The organism is Siphonobacter sp. SORGH_AS_0500 (genome assembly GCF_002838835.1).
Lineage (GTDB): Bacteria > Bacteroidota > Bacteroidia > Cytophagales > Spirosomataceae > Siphonobacter.
Map to the genome: position 1 here is coordinate 36,927 of NZ_NHPP01000005.1, position 15,028 is coordinate 51,954.

Below are 15,028 nucleotides of genomic sequence, written 5' to 3' on the forward strand. Positions count from 1 at the left end.
ATGGGGAAACATTGCACGCCAATAATTCAATGTAACATAACAGATCATTAATATCTAAAAAATGTTGTCTGGGGATATTTGGGCCGTAGTATAAACATGCATATACCATGGTCAATCTCCCCAAATTTTTATTAATCTTTATTCTGTTTATTGCTCATTTTTCCAGTGCTCAAACCAACTTGGCGGGTGTTGCTGGAAAAATAACGACTCAGGACGGCAAGCCCCTGGATAAGGCTACCGTACAGATTAAAAATGAGTCTACTGGTTTTAAGACCGCTACCATTTCAAATGAGAAAGGCGAGTTTCTCATGAAGGAATTGCCCCTGGGTTCTCCTTATTCCGTTACGGTTCAGTACGTAGGAATGGCGACCCAGACACAAACTGGATTTTCACTCAACCAGGGGGACCTTTTACAGCTTTCCTTCCAGTTGGCAGAAAAGACGGAACAGTTGCAAGATGTAGTTATTTCTGCAACTTCTTTAGGAAACAAGATCGAAAACATCGGGACAGCCACGGCGGTAACGGCCAAGGACATCAATCGACTGCCCGTCAACGGACGTAACTTCAGTACTCTTTCAGACCTTTCTCCCTTAAGTACGGGTAATAGCTTGGGTGGGCAACTAGGCTCTGCTACCAATTACACCATTGATGGTATGGCTGCCAGAGGAACCATTGCCGGGGGACAAACTGCCGGAGCCTACAGCATTACGATGGAAGCGGTGCGGGAATTTCAAGTAGTTACAAACCAATATGACGTTACGTATGGCAATGCAGGGGGTGGAACCATTAGTACCGTTACCAAATCGGGTACTAACACCCTCAGCGGGAGTGCCTTTACCTTCTTAAGAACCAATGGACTTGCAAGCCGCTATGGATTGAATGGACAGCCTCGAAACTATCCTTTCCATACGTCTCAGTACGGATTCTCGCTGGGTGGTCCTATCGTCAAAGATAAAGCTCACTTCTTTGTCGCCTGGGATCGTCAGGAAAGTACCTTACCTCTATTGATTGCTCCGATTCAAACCGCAGCCGATGTTCTGCGGTACAACATTACCCAGGCTACAGAAGACCAATTTTTAAAGATTGCCCGTAGCAAATACGGCGTTGGCAATGCTCCGCAATTTGGTCAGTTTAACCGCTTTAAAAATACCCATGCCCTGTTTGGTCGTATTGACTGGCAGCTCAACTCCAAAAACCTGCTGACGATTCGTAATAACTTCATTTACGATATGGATAACCAGTCGGACGGCGATAACACTACTATTAACCTCTATGAAGTATACAGTACCCGTAAAAGTATGACGAACAGTTTGATGGGTTCATTGCGAACAACCATCAATACGAAAGTGACGAACGAGTTGAAGTTGCAACATTTTTGGGAGTATAACCAAATGTTTGCCAATCCCCAGTTACCCTCGGATAACATTCCGAGAGCAACGGTTGGTAATATTGCATCGGTCAACCCTAGTGACACTACCAAATTTTTGTATACCAACGTTCAGCTCGGTGGTCAACGCTATGGAGGTGATTATTTCAATAACCACCTGATCCAGCTCGTAAACAATTTGTATGTGAATACTAACAAATTCAACTTTACGTTTGGAGCGGGTCTGACCTATACCAAACAGAATTCGATTTACGGTAGTGAAACCAATGGTCGTTTCTGGTTTACTGGTTTAACGGCCTTCAATAATCTGGCCCCTTATCGCTTTACGCGGGATGTATATCTGAATAACAATCATAACATCATCTTCGATATTCTTTGTCCCAATGTATACGCTCAGGCACAAACGACGATCAGACCGGGTCTGGACATCACCGCTGGAGTTCGTATCGACTATACTGATTATCTGACTCGGGCTAACTTTAATCAGACGGTATTCAACACGCTGGGCTTACGCACCGATAATAAACTAACCACGCTTCAGGTACAACCTCGCGTACAGGCCACCTGGGACATCCATCAGAATGGTAAAGATATCATCCGTGTCGGCGGTGGTATTTTAGGATCGGCGTTGAACCCTTACTCTATGATTAACAATATGTTATTCGATGGTAGTAAGATCGTAAGTATCGACGTAACCGGAAATCTGGTTCCTACCCCCGATTTTCCTGCCTACCGTAAAAATCCCGCTTCGGCTCCGGGTGTTGACTTAGTCAATAACACCAGTGTTCCGAAACTGTACACCATCAACATGAATGGTAAGGATGCTAAAGTACCAACGGTATACAAAATCAACGGTTCGTATAGCCACTTCTTTACTCGTAACTTCCGTATGAGTATCGCCGGTTACATGTCTTTTGCTCGTAATAACTACACGTATATCGACAAAAACATGGTAGACCAGCCTTTCTTCACCTTATCACAGGAAGGAAATCGTCCAGTGTATGTTCCTGCTTCTAGCATTAACACTTCAAACGGCTCTCAGAACTGGACGCTAGGCCGCAAAACAGACCAAGTGGGTCGTATTCTGGAACTGGAAAGCTTAGGGAAGGTAAATCAGGCTGCATTAGTAGTGGATGCGAACTACAAATACTACAAGGACGGCGAAATCGCAGCCTCGTATACCTGGAACCAGACGATGGATAATACTTCGTACAACGGAAACGTAGCTAATACGGCTACCCTGGTTCAGTATACGGCTGGAGATCCCCGTACATTGAACAAAATGAATTATTCGGACAACCATTTCAGAAACAAGGTAGTCGTATACGGAAATACCCCTTCGTTCTATGGCTTTAACCTGGGCGTTCGCTTCTCAGGATTCAGTGGCACTCGTTACTCGATGATTGTTAATGGTAACATCAACGGTGACTTCGTAGAAACGAACGATTTAGCTTTTGTTTTTGATCCTAACAAAGCCGAAACTCCCCAATACTTGAAAGACGGAATTAATGCTATTTTAAATAACCCCAAGGTGGAGAATAGCATGAAGGATTACATCCGCAATAGCTTCGGTAAAGTTGCCGAACGCAATGGTGGCGTTAACCCCTTCTATGGAACTGTTGACATGCGTTTGACTTACAAAATGAAAACGTTCCAGAAACAATACGTGGAGCTTTCCTGCGACCTGTTTAACGTGGCTAACATGCTGAAGAGAGACTGGGGCGTTAATCACGCTTTGGGAGCTACTGCCCTATTATCCCGTGCTGGATTTGACCCCACTACCAACAATTACAAATACGCAGTGAATACTAACGCCGGGGTATCTAACCTAAGCGGCAACCCTTATCAGTTCCAGTTGGGAGCCAGATATGGTTTCTAGAACTATACCCTAAGGTAATTAACTTATTTTCAACAAAGGCTGCCCGGAATTCGGGCAGCCTTTTGTTTGGTATTTCTATGCCTTCGATTGATAGGTTTTTACTCCACCTTTGGGCTGCGGGCTGCTTGCTTTAGTTTCTATTTATATAGAACTCCGCTTTACACTTTTATATCATTACCTGGAAAAAGAGTTATTAATCTTGGTTATTTACGAATAGCTTTGCAATGCCTCCAGAGTAGTTCAATTATACCCCGTCCCCTTTTACAATAAGGTCTCTTCCAACATTTGAGACAGGTATGAGTTAACTTCAGCTGCGATATTCTATCTAGTTCCTAAACTAACGACAGGTTCCTCCTGCCTTCCAAACCCTCCCTGATTTACCAGCAATAACTTCCTCTCTTTTCACTTCAAGATTGTCTTTTTTGGCTACATCCGTTGCCTGAACCAGATCGAACTTTGTCCCAATCAAACAAAGAGACCATGGTACTACAAAACAACACCATCCTTATTACGGGCGGTACAAGTGGATTTGGCTATGAATTCGCTTCCCAGCTCCTGGCTATGGGAAATACCGTTATCATTACTGGCAGAAATTCAGAAAAGTTACGGGCCGTAAAGCAACAACTTCCTGCTGTCCATATCATTCAAAGTGATGTGAGTAAGGTGGAAGACATCATTGATTTGCATGAGCAGGTGATCCGCCAATTTCCGAACCTAAATATGCTCATCAACAACGCTGGTGAGATGCGGAAACTTAGTCTTCACCAGCCTCAGACCCTACTGGATATTACCCGTGAAATAGAAATCAATCTGATGGGGCCGATCCGAATGGTGCAACAGTTTTTGCCCCACCTCAAACAACAGCCCCACGCGGCTATCATGAACGTTACTTCTGGTATTGCATTGCTAGCATTACCGATTTCACCCATCTATAGCGGCAGCAAATCCGGATTACGTGCCTATACACTGGCTCTGCGGGTACAGTTAAAAAACACCAGGGTCAAGGTAATTGAATTGGTAGCTCCGGGATCGTCCACACCCCTAAATGATCAATTCAAGAACGAAGACGGATTTGATTCCAGCTTACTGATGGCTCCGGAAAAAATTGTGGCCGCGGGCATCGAAGGCATGCGGAAAGATAAAGATGAGGTTTTTCCCGGTCTGTCTAAAGTAATCCGAATTCTTAGCCGATTGGCTCCCCGATTCATCATTTCTCAGCAGGCCAGGATGGGGGCATCAACCATGTACGGAAATTAGTTTCTCAATCTTTCACTATTCTTGTATGAAAATAATTAGCCTATTACTCCTGCTTGTTTCCGCGTTTTTAAGTATTAAACACGGATGGGATTCTTTCCAGGCTACCAGTCCTGAGCAAACCGAGATGATGACACAATTGGGTATTCACAAAACCATTCTTCCATATTTAGGCGTATTTTCGATCGTGGTAGGGTTGATGCTGTTTTTCCCGCCAACCTTTTTCCTTGGTAATAGTTTGAATGCTATTAGTATTGTTTTACTCATGGCTTTTGCTTTAAATGCCGGGCAAAGTCGCTTTGCTTTGATGGAAATCCCCTTTCTTGCCCTGCCGTTGGTTCTCATTTGGCTAAAACATCCCCTCGAACCTTAAAATGAAACCTCATTATGGCTCTTGAAAAACCCTATCGAATTAAATCCATATCTGAAATCCACCACCTGTTAGGCCTGCCCAAGCCTCATCATCCCCTGATTGGGATTATTGATGTATCTGGATTTAAAAATCATTCGGATATCCGGGCGGTTCTGCTTGATTTTTACGTCGTGTCGCTTAAAAGAGGCTGTGACAAACTCCTCTACGGTCAACAGAAATACGACTTCGACGAAGGGTTGATGGCGTTTATGTCTCCCGGACAGATTCTGCGGGGGCAGGACGAAAGTATCCCGGTGAATCTGGAAGGATGGATGTTGTTTATTCACCCCGATTTTCTGTGGAATACGCCTTTAGCCAAAAAAATCAGGCAATACGAATATTTCGCTTACGCGGCCCGTGAAGCTTTGTTTCTGTCAGATAAGGAAGAATCCATCATTAACGGTATTGTAGATCATATTCGAAGTGAGTATCATTCAAATATCGATAAATTCAGTCAAGAGGTTATTATAGCCCAACTGGAATTGCTCTTCACTTATGCCCAACGATTTTATGAGCGTCAGTTTATTACCCGAAAAATTAGTAGTCATAAAACGCTGGATAGACTGGAAGAAGTATTAACCCATTGTTTTGATAACGACGCTTTACTCACGAAAGGATTACCCACCGTTCAGTATATCGCAGACAAGCTTCAGATGTCTCCCAAATATTTGAATAGTTTATTAAAGCAACTAACGGGCCAGACTACGCAGCAACACTTGCACAATAAACTCATTGACAAAGCGAAGGAAAAACTATCCACCACCGATCTGACGGTTAGCGAAATTGCTTATGACTTAGGTTTTGAGCATTCACAGTCCTTCAGTAAACTCTTCAAAACTAAGACAAAACAGAGTCCTCTGGAATTCAGGCAATCGTTTAATTGAGCAACTAGATGTACCTTTTTCACTGGCAGCCATAACGTATTTCTTTTTTCTTCTTTAATCTGCGTTTGCAACCCTGAGCGTCGCAGACGAGCCCTAGGAGTGGGGTTTACCGTTTGACGATTATGAATTGTTAGAAAGCATCTGCAAGTTTCCCCCTCACTCAAGTGAATAGATCATAATTGAAACCTGACCAAGAGTTGTTAATATTGGCAACCAAAATCGGTACGGTACCTCAGGTTCATTCATGACTACTCAACTCCTCAAACACTACTGCCAGCAATTTGTCTCGTTAACCTCTGAAGAACTTGCCTTACTAGACACGTATTTTGTGCCTCTGCACCTGCAACGCCATGAATTTCTCTTGCAGGAAGGCCACGTCTGCCAGTTCATTGCTTTCGTTAACGAGGGGATTGTTCGCCATTTTCATACCAAAGAGGGCGTCGAGAAAACCTGCGACTTTTCGTTTCAGCATAGTTTTTTGACCGACTTTACTAGCCTTACCCACCGCGTGCCCAGTATTTTTTCGTTACAGGCGTTGCAGGAAACAGACCTGTTGCTGATTAAAAAAGAAAACCTGCTTCAGTTATACCAGCAATGTCCCAAATACGAAACCTTTGGGAGGTTAATGGCTGAAATGGTTGCCCAACGAGCCACCGAAATTGCTATGTCGCTGTCGTCCGAGAAGCCCGAAGAGCGGTATAAGAATCTCCTAAAAAAACACCCCGATCTGTTTCAGAAAGTACAACAGAAATACATTGCAAACTTTTTGGGAATTAGCCCCGAAAGTTTGAGCCGAATTCGGAAAAGAATTGCCTTGCAGGAACGAAGCTAACTTAAGTCAACGTCTGGAGCCTAATGAGGGGCTGACCTTTGTGCAATCTTAACACACAAAGACACTCCTCATGGCAGCTACCCATTTAAACCCTCAGCTTCTTACTTTGGAAAAGGTTAGAAGTTACGAACAACAGTTACAGGACGTCATCGAAATCATTGACCACACTTACCTGAAGGACAAACTAATGGCGGTTGAGCAGGAAGCCCCCCGCCATCCAAATGAACTTCCTAAAGTCAGGCTCGGGGTGGTTTATCACGAAGTAGCCCTCAATCTGTCGTTTTTGTCCAAAACCAGTTACCGGGGCTACGCTCAGAAAAGCTTCGATCTACTTACGGCATTGGCGGAAAGTTCTGATGCGACGCCTGAATTGCTCCCGGTTATTTTGGCCTATCGTGCCTCCGCTCTTTCGCTGGTAGGAGCCGAGACGAAGAAGTTAAGTCTGCTCGGCAAAGCATTTGCTTTATTTGATGAAGCGGTTCGTACCTACGCTACGGTATCCAGTACTCCTGAATTTCTGCGGGGAAGTGTGGCGGAGAATCTGCCGTGGTTTTTCTTTAGCAAACGCAAAGTAGCCCGGCATGATTTCCAGTCGATCATTGAAAAATACCAGCAGAATTCTATCTATGCAGACGCCAAAACGATGAGTTTTACTTACTGGGCCAATCAGCATCAGTCGAAAAAGCACCGACCGCAATCGCTGGAATACCTGGAACTGGCCATCAAACTTGATCCTCATTACGAGGCGGGCCGGGAGCGGGCTGAAATTTTAAAGCAGAAGTTAATGGGCAACGTTACTTCCTAACTGCCTGTAACCGATTCCCCAGAGTCGTTACTAAAGAACAGGTTTGGTTGAGTTCAGCTCTAATTTTGGGGTATTTGAAATTATTACTTCCGTTTTAGTGTATAGTAATTATCAAACTAAATCCTTCTTCATTAGCTGGGGCCTTTACTCATTCTTTCCTAATGTCTAAAAAAACGTATTTCTTTTTAATTCTGATTTTGGGCAGTCTTACTGCGTTAGGTCCTTTTTCCATTGATATGTACCTTCCGGGTTTTCCGGCCATTGCCAAAGCCCTGAACACAACCGCTGCCAAAGTCTCGCTTTCCCTATCCGGCTTTTTCATTGGTATATCCGTGGGACAATTACTCTATGGTCCTTTACTCGACCGCTTTGGCCGAAAAAAACCATTGTTTATTGGACTGGTCATTTACATCCTGGCTTCCGCCGGTTGTGCGTTTGCCGATGATATCAATGCTCTCATCTTCATGCGGGTTATTCAGGCTATTGGCAGTTGTGCGGCGGCGGTGGCATCGGTTGCCATGGTACGTGACTTATTTCCCGTGCAGGATAATGCCAAGGTATTTTCTCTCCTTCTGCTGGTCGTTGGGGCTTCCCCCATGATTGCCCCCACTGTGGGTGGCTATGTCACCTCGGCTTACGGCTGGGAAATGGTATTTATTATTCTTACGGGCATGGGAATAGCTATCTTACTAGCCGTTTTCTTGTGGCTACCAGACAGTTACAAACCCGATTCTTCGATTTCGCTAAAGCCAAAACCTATCTTGCTCAACTTCTGGAAGGTCTTACGGGAGCCTCAATTTTATACCTATGCTTTCACCGGAGCCATCGCTTTTTCGGGACTTTTTGCCTACGTCTCCGGCTCACCCATTTTGTTTATGGAGGTTTTCCATACCGATGAAAAAGTCTATGGTTGGATATTCGCCTTTCTTTCTGTAGGTTTTATTGGCTCAAGTCAGGTAAACACCTTATTACTTCGTACCTACAAAAGCGAAAAAATTGTAATTGTAGCTCTGACTAGTCAGGTGATCATTGCCTTTACTTTCCTGTTTGTAGCCATTAGCGGCTGGCTGACGCTGCCCATTACCCTGGTCTTCCTGTTCTTATTTCTGAGTTGCATTGGTTTTACGAACCCTAACGCAGCGGCTTTATCGCTGGCTCCCTTTACCAAGAATGCAGGAAGTGCGTCGGCTCTGATGGGAGCGTTACAAATGGGTATGGGTACACTGATATCGGTATTGATGAGTCAGTTTGAAGAACCTTCTGCTTTGCCGATGGTCATAGGGGTGGCAGGATCGGCCAGCATTGCTTTGCTGGTATTGTTGGTCGGAAGAAGAACGATTACCCGACAGATAGACGTGCAGCAGGATTCTGAGGCTGCTCTTTTCCATTAATCAATAAAAAAGGAGTGGTATCCAAACATAAATACCACTCCTTTTTTCTAAAAAGCCTTACTTCACCCACAAACTATCGGTAAAGTAATGTTTACAATCCAGAAAATGATTCACTACTCTAAATCCATTTTTTCTGGCTAACTGCTCTATTTCAGCAAACGTATATTTACGAGATAACTCCGTCCAGATGAGTTCATTCTGATCAAAATGGAAGCTGCGTTCCAGATCTTCGATGTACACGTCCTGGCTTTTTAAGCTTACCAGATAACTTCTTACCTCACCATTTTTAGGATTGTAATCGCAATAAAAATCAAATTGATCCGGTAAAAACATACCACCCATTTCGCGGTTGATGCGGTGTAATAAGTTGATGTTAAAAGCCTTCGTAATTCCCTGTGAATCATCGTAAGCCCGGCGAATGGTAATTGGGTTTTTCTGTAAATCAAAACCCGTCAGTAATTTATCTCCGGGTTTCATTTGCTCGTAAAACTGGCTTAACAGATCATCCACTTGCGGGGCTTCGTAGTTACCAATGTTGCCCCCCAGAAATAAAAACAGACATGGAATGTCCGATTGAGCCAATACTTCCATCTGCGTGAAATAGTCCCCTACCAGTGATTTAATGGATAAAGAAGGTAATTCACGGGCCATGTTTTCTTCCAGAGCCTGAATGGCCTCTGCCGAAATATCAATCGGGACATAATGAAAATAGGCCCCCAATTCCGTGAGTTTACGAAGCAGTTGAAGCGTTTTGATACCATCTCCCGCCCCTAATTCCACGATATTGAAAGGCTCGGAAAAATCCAGTTTATTAATGATTTGTAAAGCCTGAAATGAAAGGATTTCAAACTCACAACTGGTGGGATAATACTCAGGCATTCGCATAATGTCCTGAAAAATCCGGCTTCCCTGGTCATCATAAAAAAACTGGGAAGAAATGTATTTACTGGAAGCGGTTAGACCCTCCTCAATTGCCTGATGAAATGCCGTAGTAACCATTCGTGTGAGGTTGTTCGTGTTTGGGTTGATGTTTTTTGTTTTCTGGCGGTTGGTTTCTCTGGTTGCCAGTGGTTGGTTGTTAGTTAGTTATTAATTCTATGTTATCTACCAACCACTAACAACTCATTTCACCAGACGAATGCCGGTGAACTGCCAGCGTTCGGGTGCGTGGAAAAAGTTACGATAGGTTTTGCGACTGTGTTTGGGAGAAGTAGCAACGGAAGCCCCGCGGAGCACCATTGATTCACCATGAATTTTCCATTATACTCGCCCACAGCTCCTGCCGCTTTCGTGAAACCCGGATAGGGTAAATACGCACTATTCGTCCACTCCCAGCGTTGCCCCCAGTCAAGCTGGTCGGCGGCTACTTCCCACTCAAACTCGGTAGGCAGACGCAGGCCTTTCCACTGAGCAAAAGCAGCAGCCTCGTAATAACTAACGTGACTCAATACGGCATCAGGATCTAACTTCTCCAGGCCCGCTAATGTATACGTATGCCATTCCCCGTTAATTCTATGCCAATACATAGGGGCTTTTATTTCATTTTCTTTAACCCATGACCATCCCTCGTCCAGCCACAGATTAAAGTCTGTATAGCCTCCTGCCTGCATAAATTCCAGATATTCGGCATTTGTAACCAGAGATTTACTGATTTCGAAAGGTTGTATATAGACCTTATGCCGCCCTAATTCATTATCGAAACAAAAGCCATCACCGGCATACCCTACGCTATATACGCCTTCCTCTACACTTAGCCAGCCGCTTTGCTGATTTCTGGCGTCCGATAACGATTGTTCGTGGGAATACACCGGGAAAGTAGGGTTATGGCCCAAAATGTATTTAATATCCGTAACCAGCAGTTCCTGATGTTGCTGTTCGTGGTGTAGCCCCAACTCAATCAATTTCAATGCTTCGGGGTCTTCCAGCGTATCCAGCAAATCTTCCATGTGCTGATCGACATACTGGCGATAGGCGTAGACTTTTTCAACGGAAGGGCGGGTCATGTTACCGCGATCCGTTCTCAGCACCCGATCTCCTACATTGTTATAATAGCTGTTGAAGAGGTAGTTAAAGTCATCGTGGAAAACCTGATAATCAGGCTTGTAATTTTTCAGAATGAAGGTTTCAAAAAACCAGGTAGAATGAGCCAGGTGCCATTTGGGCGGGCTCACAAAAGCCACGGGTTGCGGAACATAATCCTCAATTTCAAGCGGTTCGCAAATCATTCTGGAGTAATCCCTTACTTCCAGATAGGCTTCCTTAAGGCTGGAGATGGTGGTTGGAAACATAGGTTGATAAGTCTGATATGGTGTGTATGCCAAAGGCCTGAGCCTGCGAACGCCGCATCATGAGTGCGTACGCATTATTAAATCCAATGGGACTAAGCCACTGTAACTGGTACTTTTTCTGAAACTCTTTCTGAACAAAAGCATAGACCCGGTCGCGGTTGGGTCCGAGCTGCTTCTGTTGAGCGGTCGAGGCTTTTAAAATGGTTAATAAACCCGTTCCTGTGTACTCGGGATAGAGGTCAATTTCTCCGTGAGTGAGGGCATCAAAGCAGATTTTCGTACCGCCCAAACCCGTTTTCAATTCAACCGATAACGGCGTATATCCTTCCAGCAACAGTTTATACATATGTACCAGAATGTACTGCTCGCCAAAAATTTTAGAGCCCAGCCGGATTTTTCCTTCTCTAGAAGTTTCCTGATTTTTCAACAACCCTTGGCTTTGTAGAAATTCGCGGGCTACCTGTTCGGGTAACTGTTTACGATAATCCACCCGATAATTGAGCTCGGTCATGACGGAGTCATTGATTTTCCCGGCCAGCAGGTTAAGCGTCGGCTCCACCTCTGGATAGGTTTTTAACACCTCCACCCGCACCACCGGAGCCGCATAATACGGCGGAAAAATACCTTTGTCGTCGGTTAAGGTTACCAGATCATAAGCCTTCAGGCGGCCATCGGTGCTGTAGCCACTGATGACATCAATTTTTTGCTCGAAGGCCGCTTTATACATGACCGCATCGCTGATGACTACCGTCGGAATGTCGAGTTTATACACAGAAGTAAGTCCCAGATACCCATCCTCGCGGCCCATAAATTCGGGAGTAAACCCAGCCAACATCTTTTGCTGGGAGCTGGGAATAACGTAAGCCGAACTACTTAATAGCAAGATCGCAGGGATAATCCATGCCGCTTTGCGAAGGCGATGACTCGACAGTTTCTGAACGAAGGACAATACCACATCGAAAGCCAGAGCCAGCAAGGCCGCTGGAATGGCTCCCGCCAGAATCATGTGGGTATTATTAAGGGAAATTCCGCCAAAAATGAATTCGCCCAGCCCACCCGCAGCAATGTAACGCCGCATAGCTACGCCGACGTTGATCACCGCCGCCGTACGGATACCCGCCAGAATTACGGGCAGGGCCAGAGGTATTTCTACCTGAGTTAACACCTGCCAGGAATTCATCCCCAAACCCCAAGCAGACTCGGTAATGGCAGGATCTACTCCGGTAATGCCCGTAAATGTGTTCCGAATGACGGGTAATAAAGCATACAAAAACAGGGCAGTAATGGCAGGGATAGCCCCAATGCCCAGCAATGGAATTAGAAAACCCAGCAGAGCAATGCTGGGAATGGTTTGTAATATACCCGCGATACCCAATACCACTCCAGCGGCTTTGGGTTTCCGGGCGATGAATATGCCCAACGGCAGGGCTACCAGTACGGACAATAGCAGCGACATACAGGTTAACCCGGTATGAGTCAACGTTTGTTGCCAAAGCTTGGGAGCCTGCTGCTGCATGAATTGCCCTAAAGTCTGCTCCATTAAAACTGGTCTTTGTACTGCTGATACGCGGTTTGAAGAATCGGCAAACTGAGGGTTTTTAAGGAATTCGTTAACTCATTTTTCACCACTGCGGGCTTCTTTTCTGCCAACCATTCCATCGCCTCCCAAAGACTTTGTTCACTCTGAAGGGTTGGCGTAATTAACTCCTGACTATCCGAAAGAAAAGGCCATATCTCCTTTAGTTTCAAGGCTTTTAACTCAAGCTGATACCGTTGGTGCTGAAAGAAATCTTTGACGAAGTTGCTTGCGGGTCTGAACATTAGTTCTTCCGGCGTTCCTAACTGCCGGATCGTTCCCTGATGCATCAAAGCGATCTGGTCGCCCAGTTCAAAAGCCTCTGCCATGTCGTGAGTTACCATGACTACGGTTTTGCGTTGTAGTTCAGGTAATTCTCTGAATTCCTGGTGGATAGCCGAGCGGGTCAGAGGATCTAATGCTCCGAAAGGTTCGTCCATTAATAACAGGGGTGGGTCGGACACCAACGCTCGGGCCAGGGCCACGCGTTGTTTTTGACCTCCACTTAATTCATCAGGATATTTATGAGCGTAACTCCGATAAGGCAGATTCAACTGGTCCAGAAGGCTTTCGGTCCGTTGCCGGGTTTTCGACTTTTCCCACTTCAATAAGCCGGGAACTACGGCAATGTTTTCGGCTACTGTCAGGTGAGGAAACAGCCCATTATTTTGGGAAACGTACCCCATGTTTCGGCGTAGTTCTTCGGGTTTTGTTGAGAAAATATCTTTCCCCTGAATCCATACCCGTCCCGAATCCGATTCGATCAAACGGTTCAGCATTTTCAGCGTGGTGGTTTTCCCACAACCGCTGGTGCCCAACAAAATCATCGTCTGGCCCTCTTTCACCTCAAAAGACACGTTATCAACGGCTTTCAATCCATCGAACGCCTTGGTTAGCCGCTCAGCAACGATCATTCTTCAAGTTTTGTAAAAAGATTATTTAGCGATTCGGCGTAGGTAGGATGAGCAAAAACGCCATTTTGCAATTGCTCATACGTCAGATTACCCATCATGGCTATCTCCAAAAGCGACATAATTTCCCCGCCTTCCGAACTCAGAATGGCTGCTCCGAGGATTTTACCCGTTTCCTTTTCCAGCACCACTTTCCACAGGCCACGGGTCTCGCCCACTTCCTGCGAACGGGCTACACTTTTGGCCTCCATTTTAGCAATCTGAATAGCCAATCCTTTTTTGCGGGCCTCCTGTTCGGTTAACCCTACCCGACCTAATTGCGGATCGGTAAACATGCAGTAAGGAAAAGGACGATCACTGGTAGAGCGGTTTCCTTGGTTGAGTAAGTTTTCGGACACGATTCGGTAATCGTCATACGCGATGTGGGTAAAGGCGGGACCGCCGTTGGCTTCCCCCAGAGCGTAAATGCCGGATACTGATGTTTCCAGGGTCTCATTCACTTGGATGTATCCTTTTTCATCAACCTTAATACCTGTACTTTCCAGCCCTAAATCAAGGCTGTTGGGCTCGCGACCTACGGCAATCAAAACATGAGAAGCAGATACCTTTTTTTCACCCGAATCAGACGCCAGACTGGCTTCAATGGAAGCATCTTTTTTCGATATTGCTTCTAGTTTATAGCCTTTTAGAATCGTAATTCCTTCATCGGTCAATATGCTTTCCAATGCATCAACCACGTCCTCATCTTCCTTGGATAGCAATCGTTCGGAAGATTCTACGATGGTAACTTCACTTCCAAACCGACGAAACATCTGGCCAAATTCCATACCAATGTAACCTCCGCCAATGATGAGTAAATGGTCAGGAACTTCGGTTAATTCCAGAATGGATTTATTGGTTAAATAGTCAACCTCTGAAAGTCCTTCGACATCAGGAATGGAAGGCCGCGTTCCCGTATTAATGAAGATCAGGTCCGCCGTTAATGCTTCTTCCTTTCCCAATTTTCCCGTTACGACTAAGGTCTTATCACCCGTAAATTTTGCGTTACCGTAGATCAGATCCAGATTTTCCAGTTCTTCGAGCTTTTCTTCCGAAGCCGAACGTTTCATCGTTACCACTTCCTCTTTCCGATCCCGAATCTTAGTCATATTGACCTGATAGCCAGAAATATCAATCCCCATCTCGGCACCGTGAGCCACCTTGTACGCCAGTTGAGCAGAGGCAATCATGGTTTTGGTAGGCGTACATCCATAATTAACGCAAGAGCCTCCCACTAATTCTTTTTCAACCAGGGCCGTCTTTTGTCCAGCTTTCGCATATTTCATGGCTAGGGGAACACCCGCCTGGCCGGCACCAATAATAATGATATCGTACTTTTTCATGTAAAACACTAAGAAAACCGAAGAGGT

At 45.2% G+C, this 15,028-nt stretch carries 11 protein-coding genes and 1 pseudogene; 7 read left to right on the forward strand and 5 right to left on the reverse strand.

Features of this window, described 5'->3' with window-relative positions; genetic code table 11:
* Nucleotides 1–107 precede the first annotated feature (107 nt).
* The 7 genes from BWI96_RS07045 (at nucleotide 108) to BWI96_RS07075 (ending at nucleotide 8,844) form a co-directional block, all read left to right on the forward strand.
* A complete protein-coding gene (locus tag BWI96_RS07045) occupies nucleotides 108–3,266 on the forward strand; it encodes a TonB-dependent receptor (protein WP_106635973.1) in 3,159 nt (1,052 codons plus the stop codon).
* A gap of 480 nt (nucleotides 3,267–3,746) precedes the next feature.
* Entirely contained in the window at nucleotides 3,747–4,523 is a 777-nt protein-coding gene (locus tag BWI96_RS07050) for an SDR family oxidoreductase (RefSeq protein ID WP_106635974.1), read from the forward strand.
* 25 nt (nucleotides 4,524–4,548) lie between these two features.
* Entirely contained in the window at nucleotides 4,549–4,893 is a 345-nt protein-coding gene (locus BWI96_RS07055; RefSeq protein WP_106635975.1) for a hypothetical protein, read from the forward strand.
* Nucleotides 4,894–4,907: 14 nt separating this feature from the next.
* Complete coding sequence (locus tag BWI96_RS07060; protein WP_106635976.1) at nucleotides 4,908–5,816, forward strand: AraC family transcriptional regulator; 909 nt, start codon at nucleotides 4,908–4,910, stop codon at nucleotides 5,814–5,816.
* A 244-nt stretch (nucleotides 5,817–6,060) separates the two neighbouring features.
* Nucleotides 6,061–6,648, forward strand: coding sequence for a Crp/Fnr family transcriptional regulator (locus BWI96_RS07065; protein ID WP_106635977.1), 588 nt, complete (start codon nucleotides 6,061–6,063; stop codon nucleotides 6,646–6,648).
* Between the two features lie 106 nt (nucleotides 6,649–6,754).
* Entirely contained in the window at nucleotides 6,755–7,453 is a 699-nt protein-coding gene (locus BWI96_RS07070; RefSeq protein WP_106636160.1) for a hypothetical protein, read from the forward strand.
* A 161-nt stretch (nucleotides 7,454–7,614) separates the two neighbouring features.
* Entirely contained in the window at nucleotides 7,615–8,844 is a 1,230-nt protein-coding gene (locus BWI96_RS07075) for a multidrug effflux MFS transporter (protein ID WP_106635978.1), read from the forward strand.
* Between the two features lie 57 nt (nucleotides 8,845–8,901).
* Here BWI96_RS07075 and BWI96_RS07080 read toward each other — a convergent pair whose 3' ends face one another.
* The 5 genes and pseudogenes from BWI96_RS07080 to BWI96_RS07100 form a co-directional block, all read right to left on the reverse strand.
* Nucleotides 8,902–9,843 (reverse strand): L-histidine N(alpha)-methyltransferase, encoded by a 942-nt coding sequence (locus BWI96_RS07080; RefSeq protein ID WP_106635979.1) that lies wholly within the window; start codon nucleotides 9,841–9,843, stop codon nucleotides 8,902–8,904.
* 123 nt (nucleotides 9,844–9,966) lie between these two features.
* Nucleotides 9,967–11,132: pseudogene (gene egtB, locus BWI96_RS07085) on the reverse strand (ergothioneine biosynthesis protein EgtB).
* A complete protein-coding gene (locus BWI96_RS07090; RefSeq protein ID WP_106635980.1) occupies nucleotides 11,104–12,672 on the reverse strand; it encodes a glycine betaine ABC transporter substrate-binding protein in 1,569 nt (522 codons plus the stop codon). Before BWI96_RS07090 ends, egtB begins: the two are co-directional and overlap by 29 nt.
* Nucleotides 12,672–13,622: an ABC transporter ATP-binding protein gene (locus BWI96_RS07095; RefSeq protein WP_106635981.1), complete on the reverse strand. Its 951-nt coding sequence runs from the start codon at nucleotides 13,620–13,622 to the stop codon at nucleotides 12,672–12,674. Before BWI96_RS07095 ends, BWI96_RS07090 begins: the two co-directional genes overlap by 1 nt.
* Complete coding sequence (locus BWI96_RS07100) at nucleotides 13,619–15,001, reverse strand: mercuric reductase (protein WP_106635982.1); 1,383 nt, start codon at nucleotides 14,999–15,001, stop codon at nucleotides 13,619–13,621. The genes BWI96_RS07095 and BWI96_RS07100 overlap by 4 nt, the downstream gene beginning before the upstream one ends.
* Nucleotides 15,002–15,028: the final 27 nt, after the last annotated feature.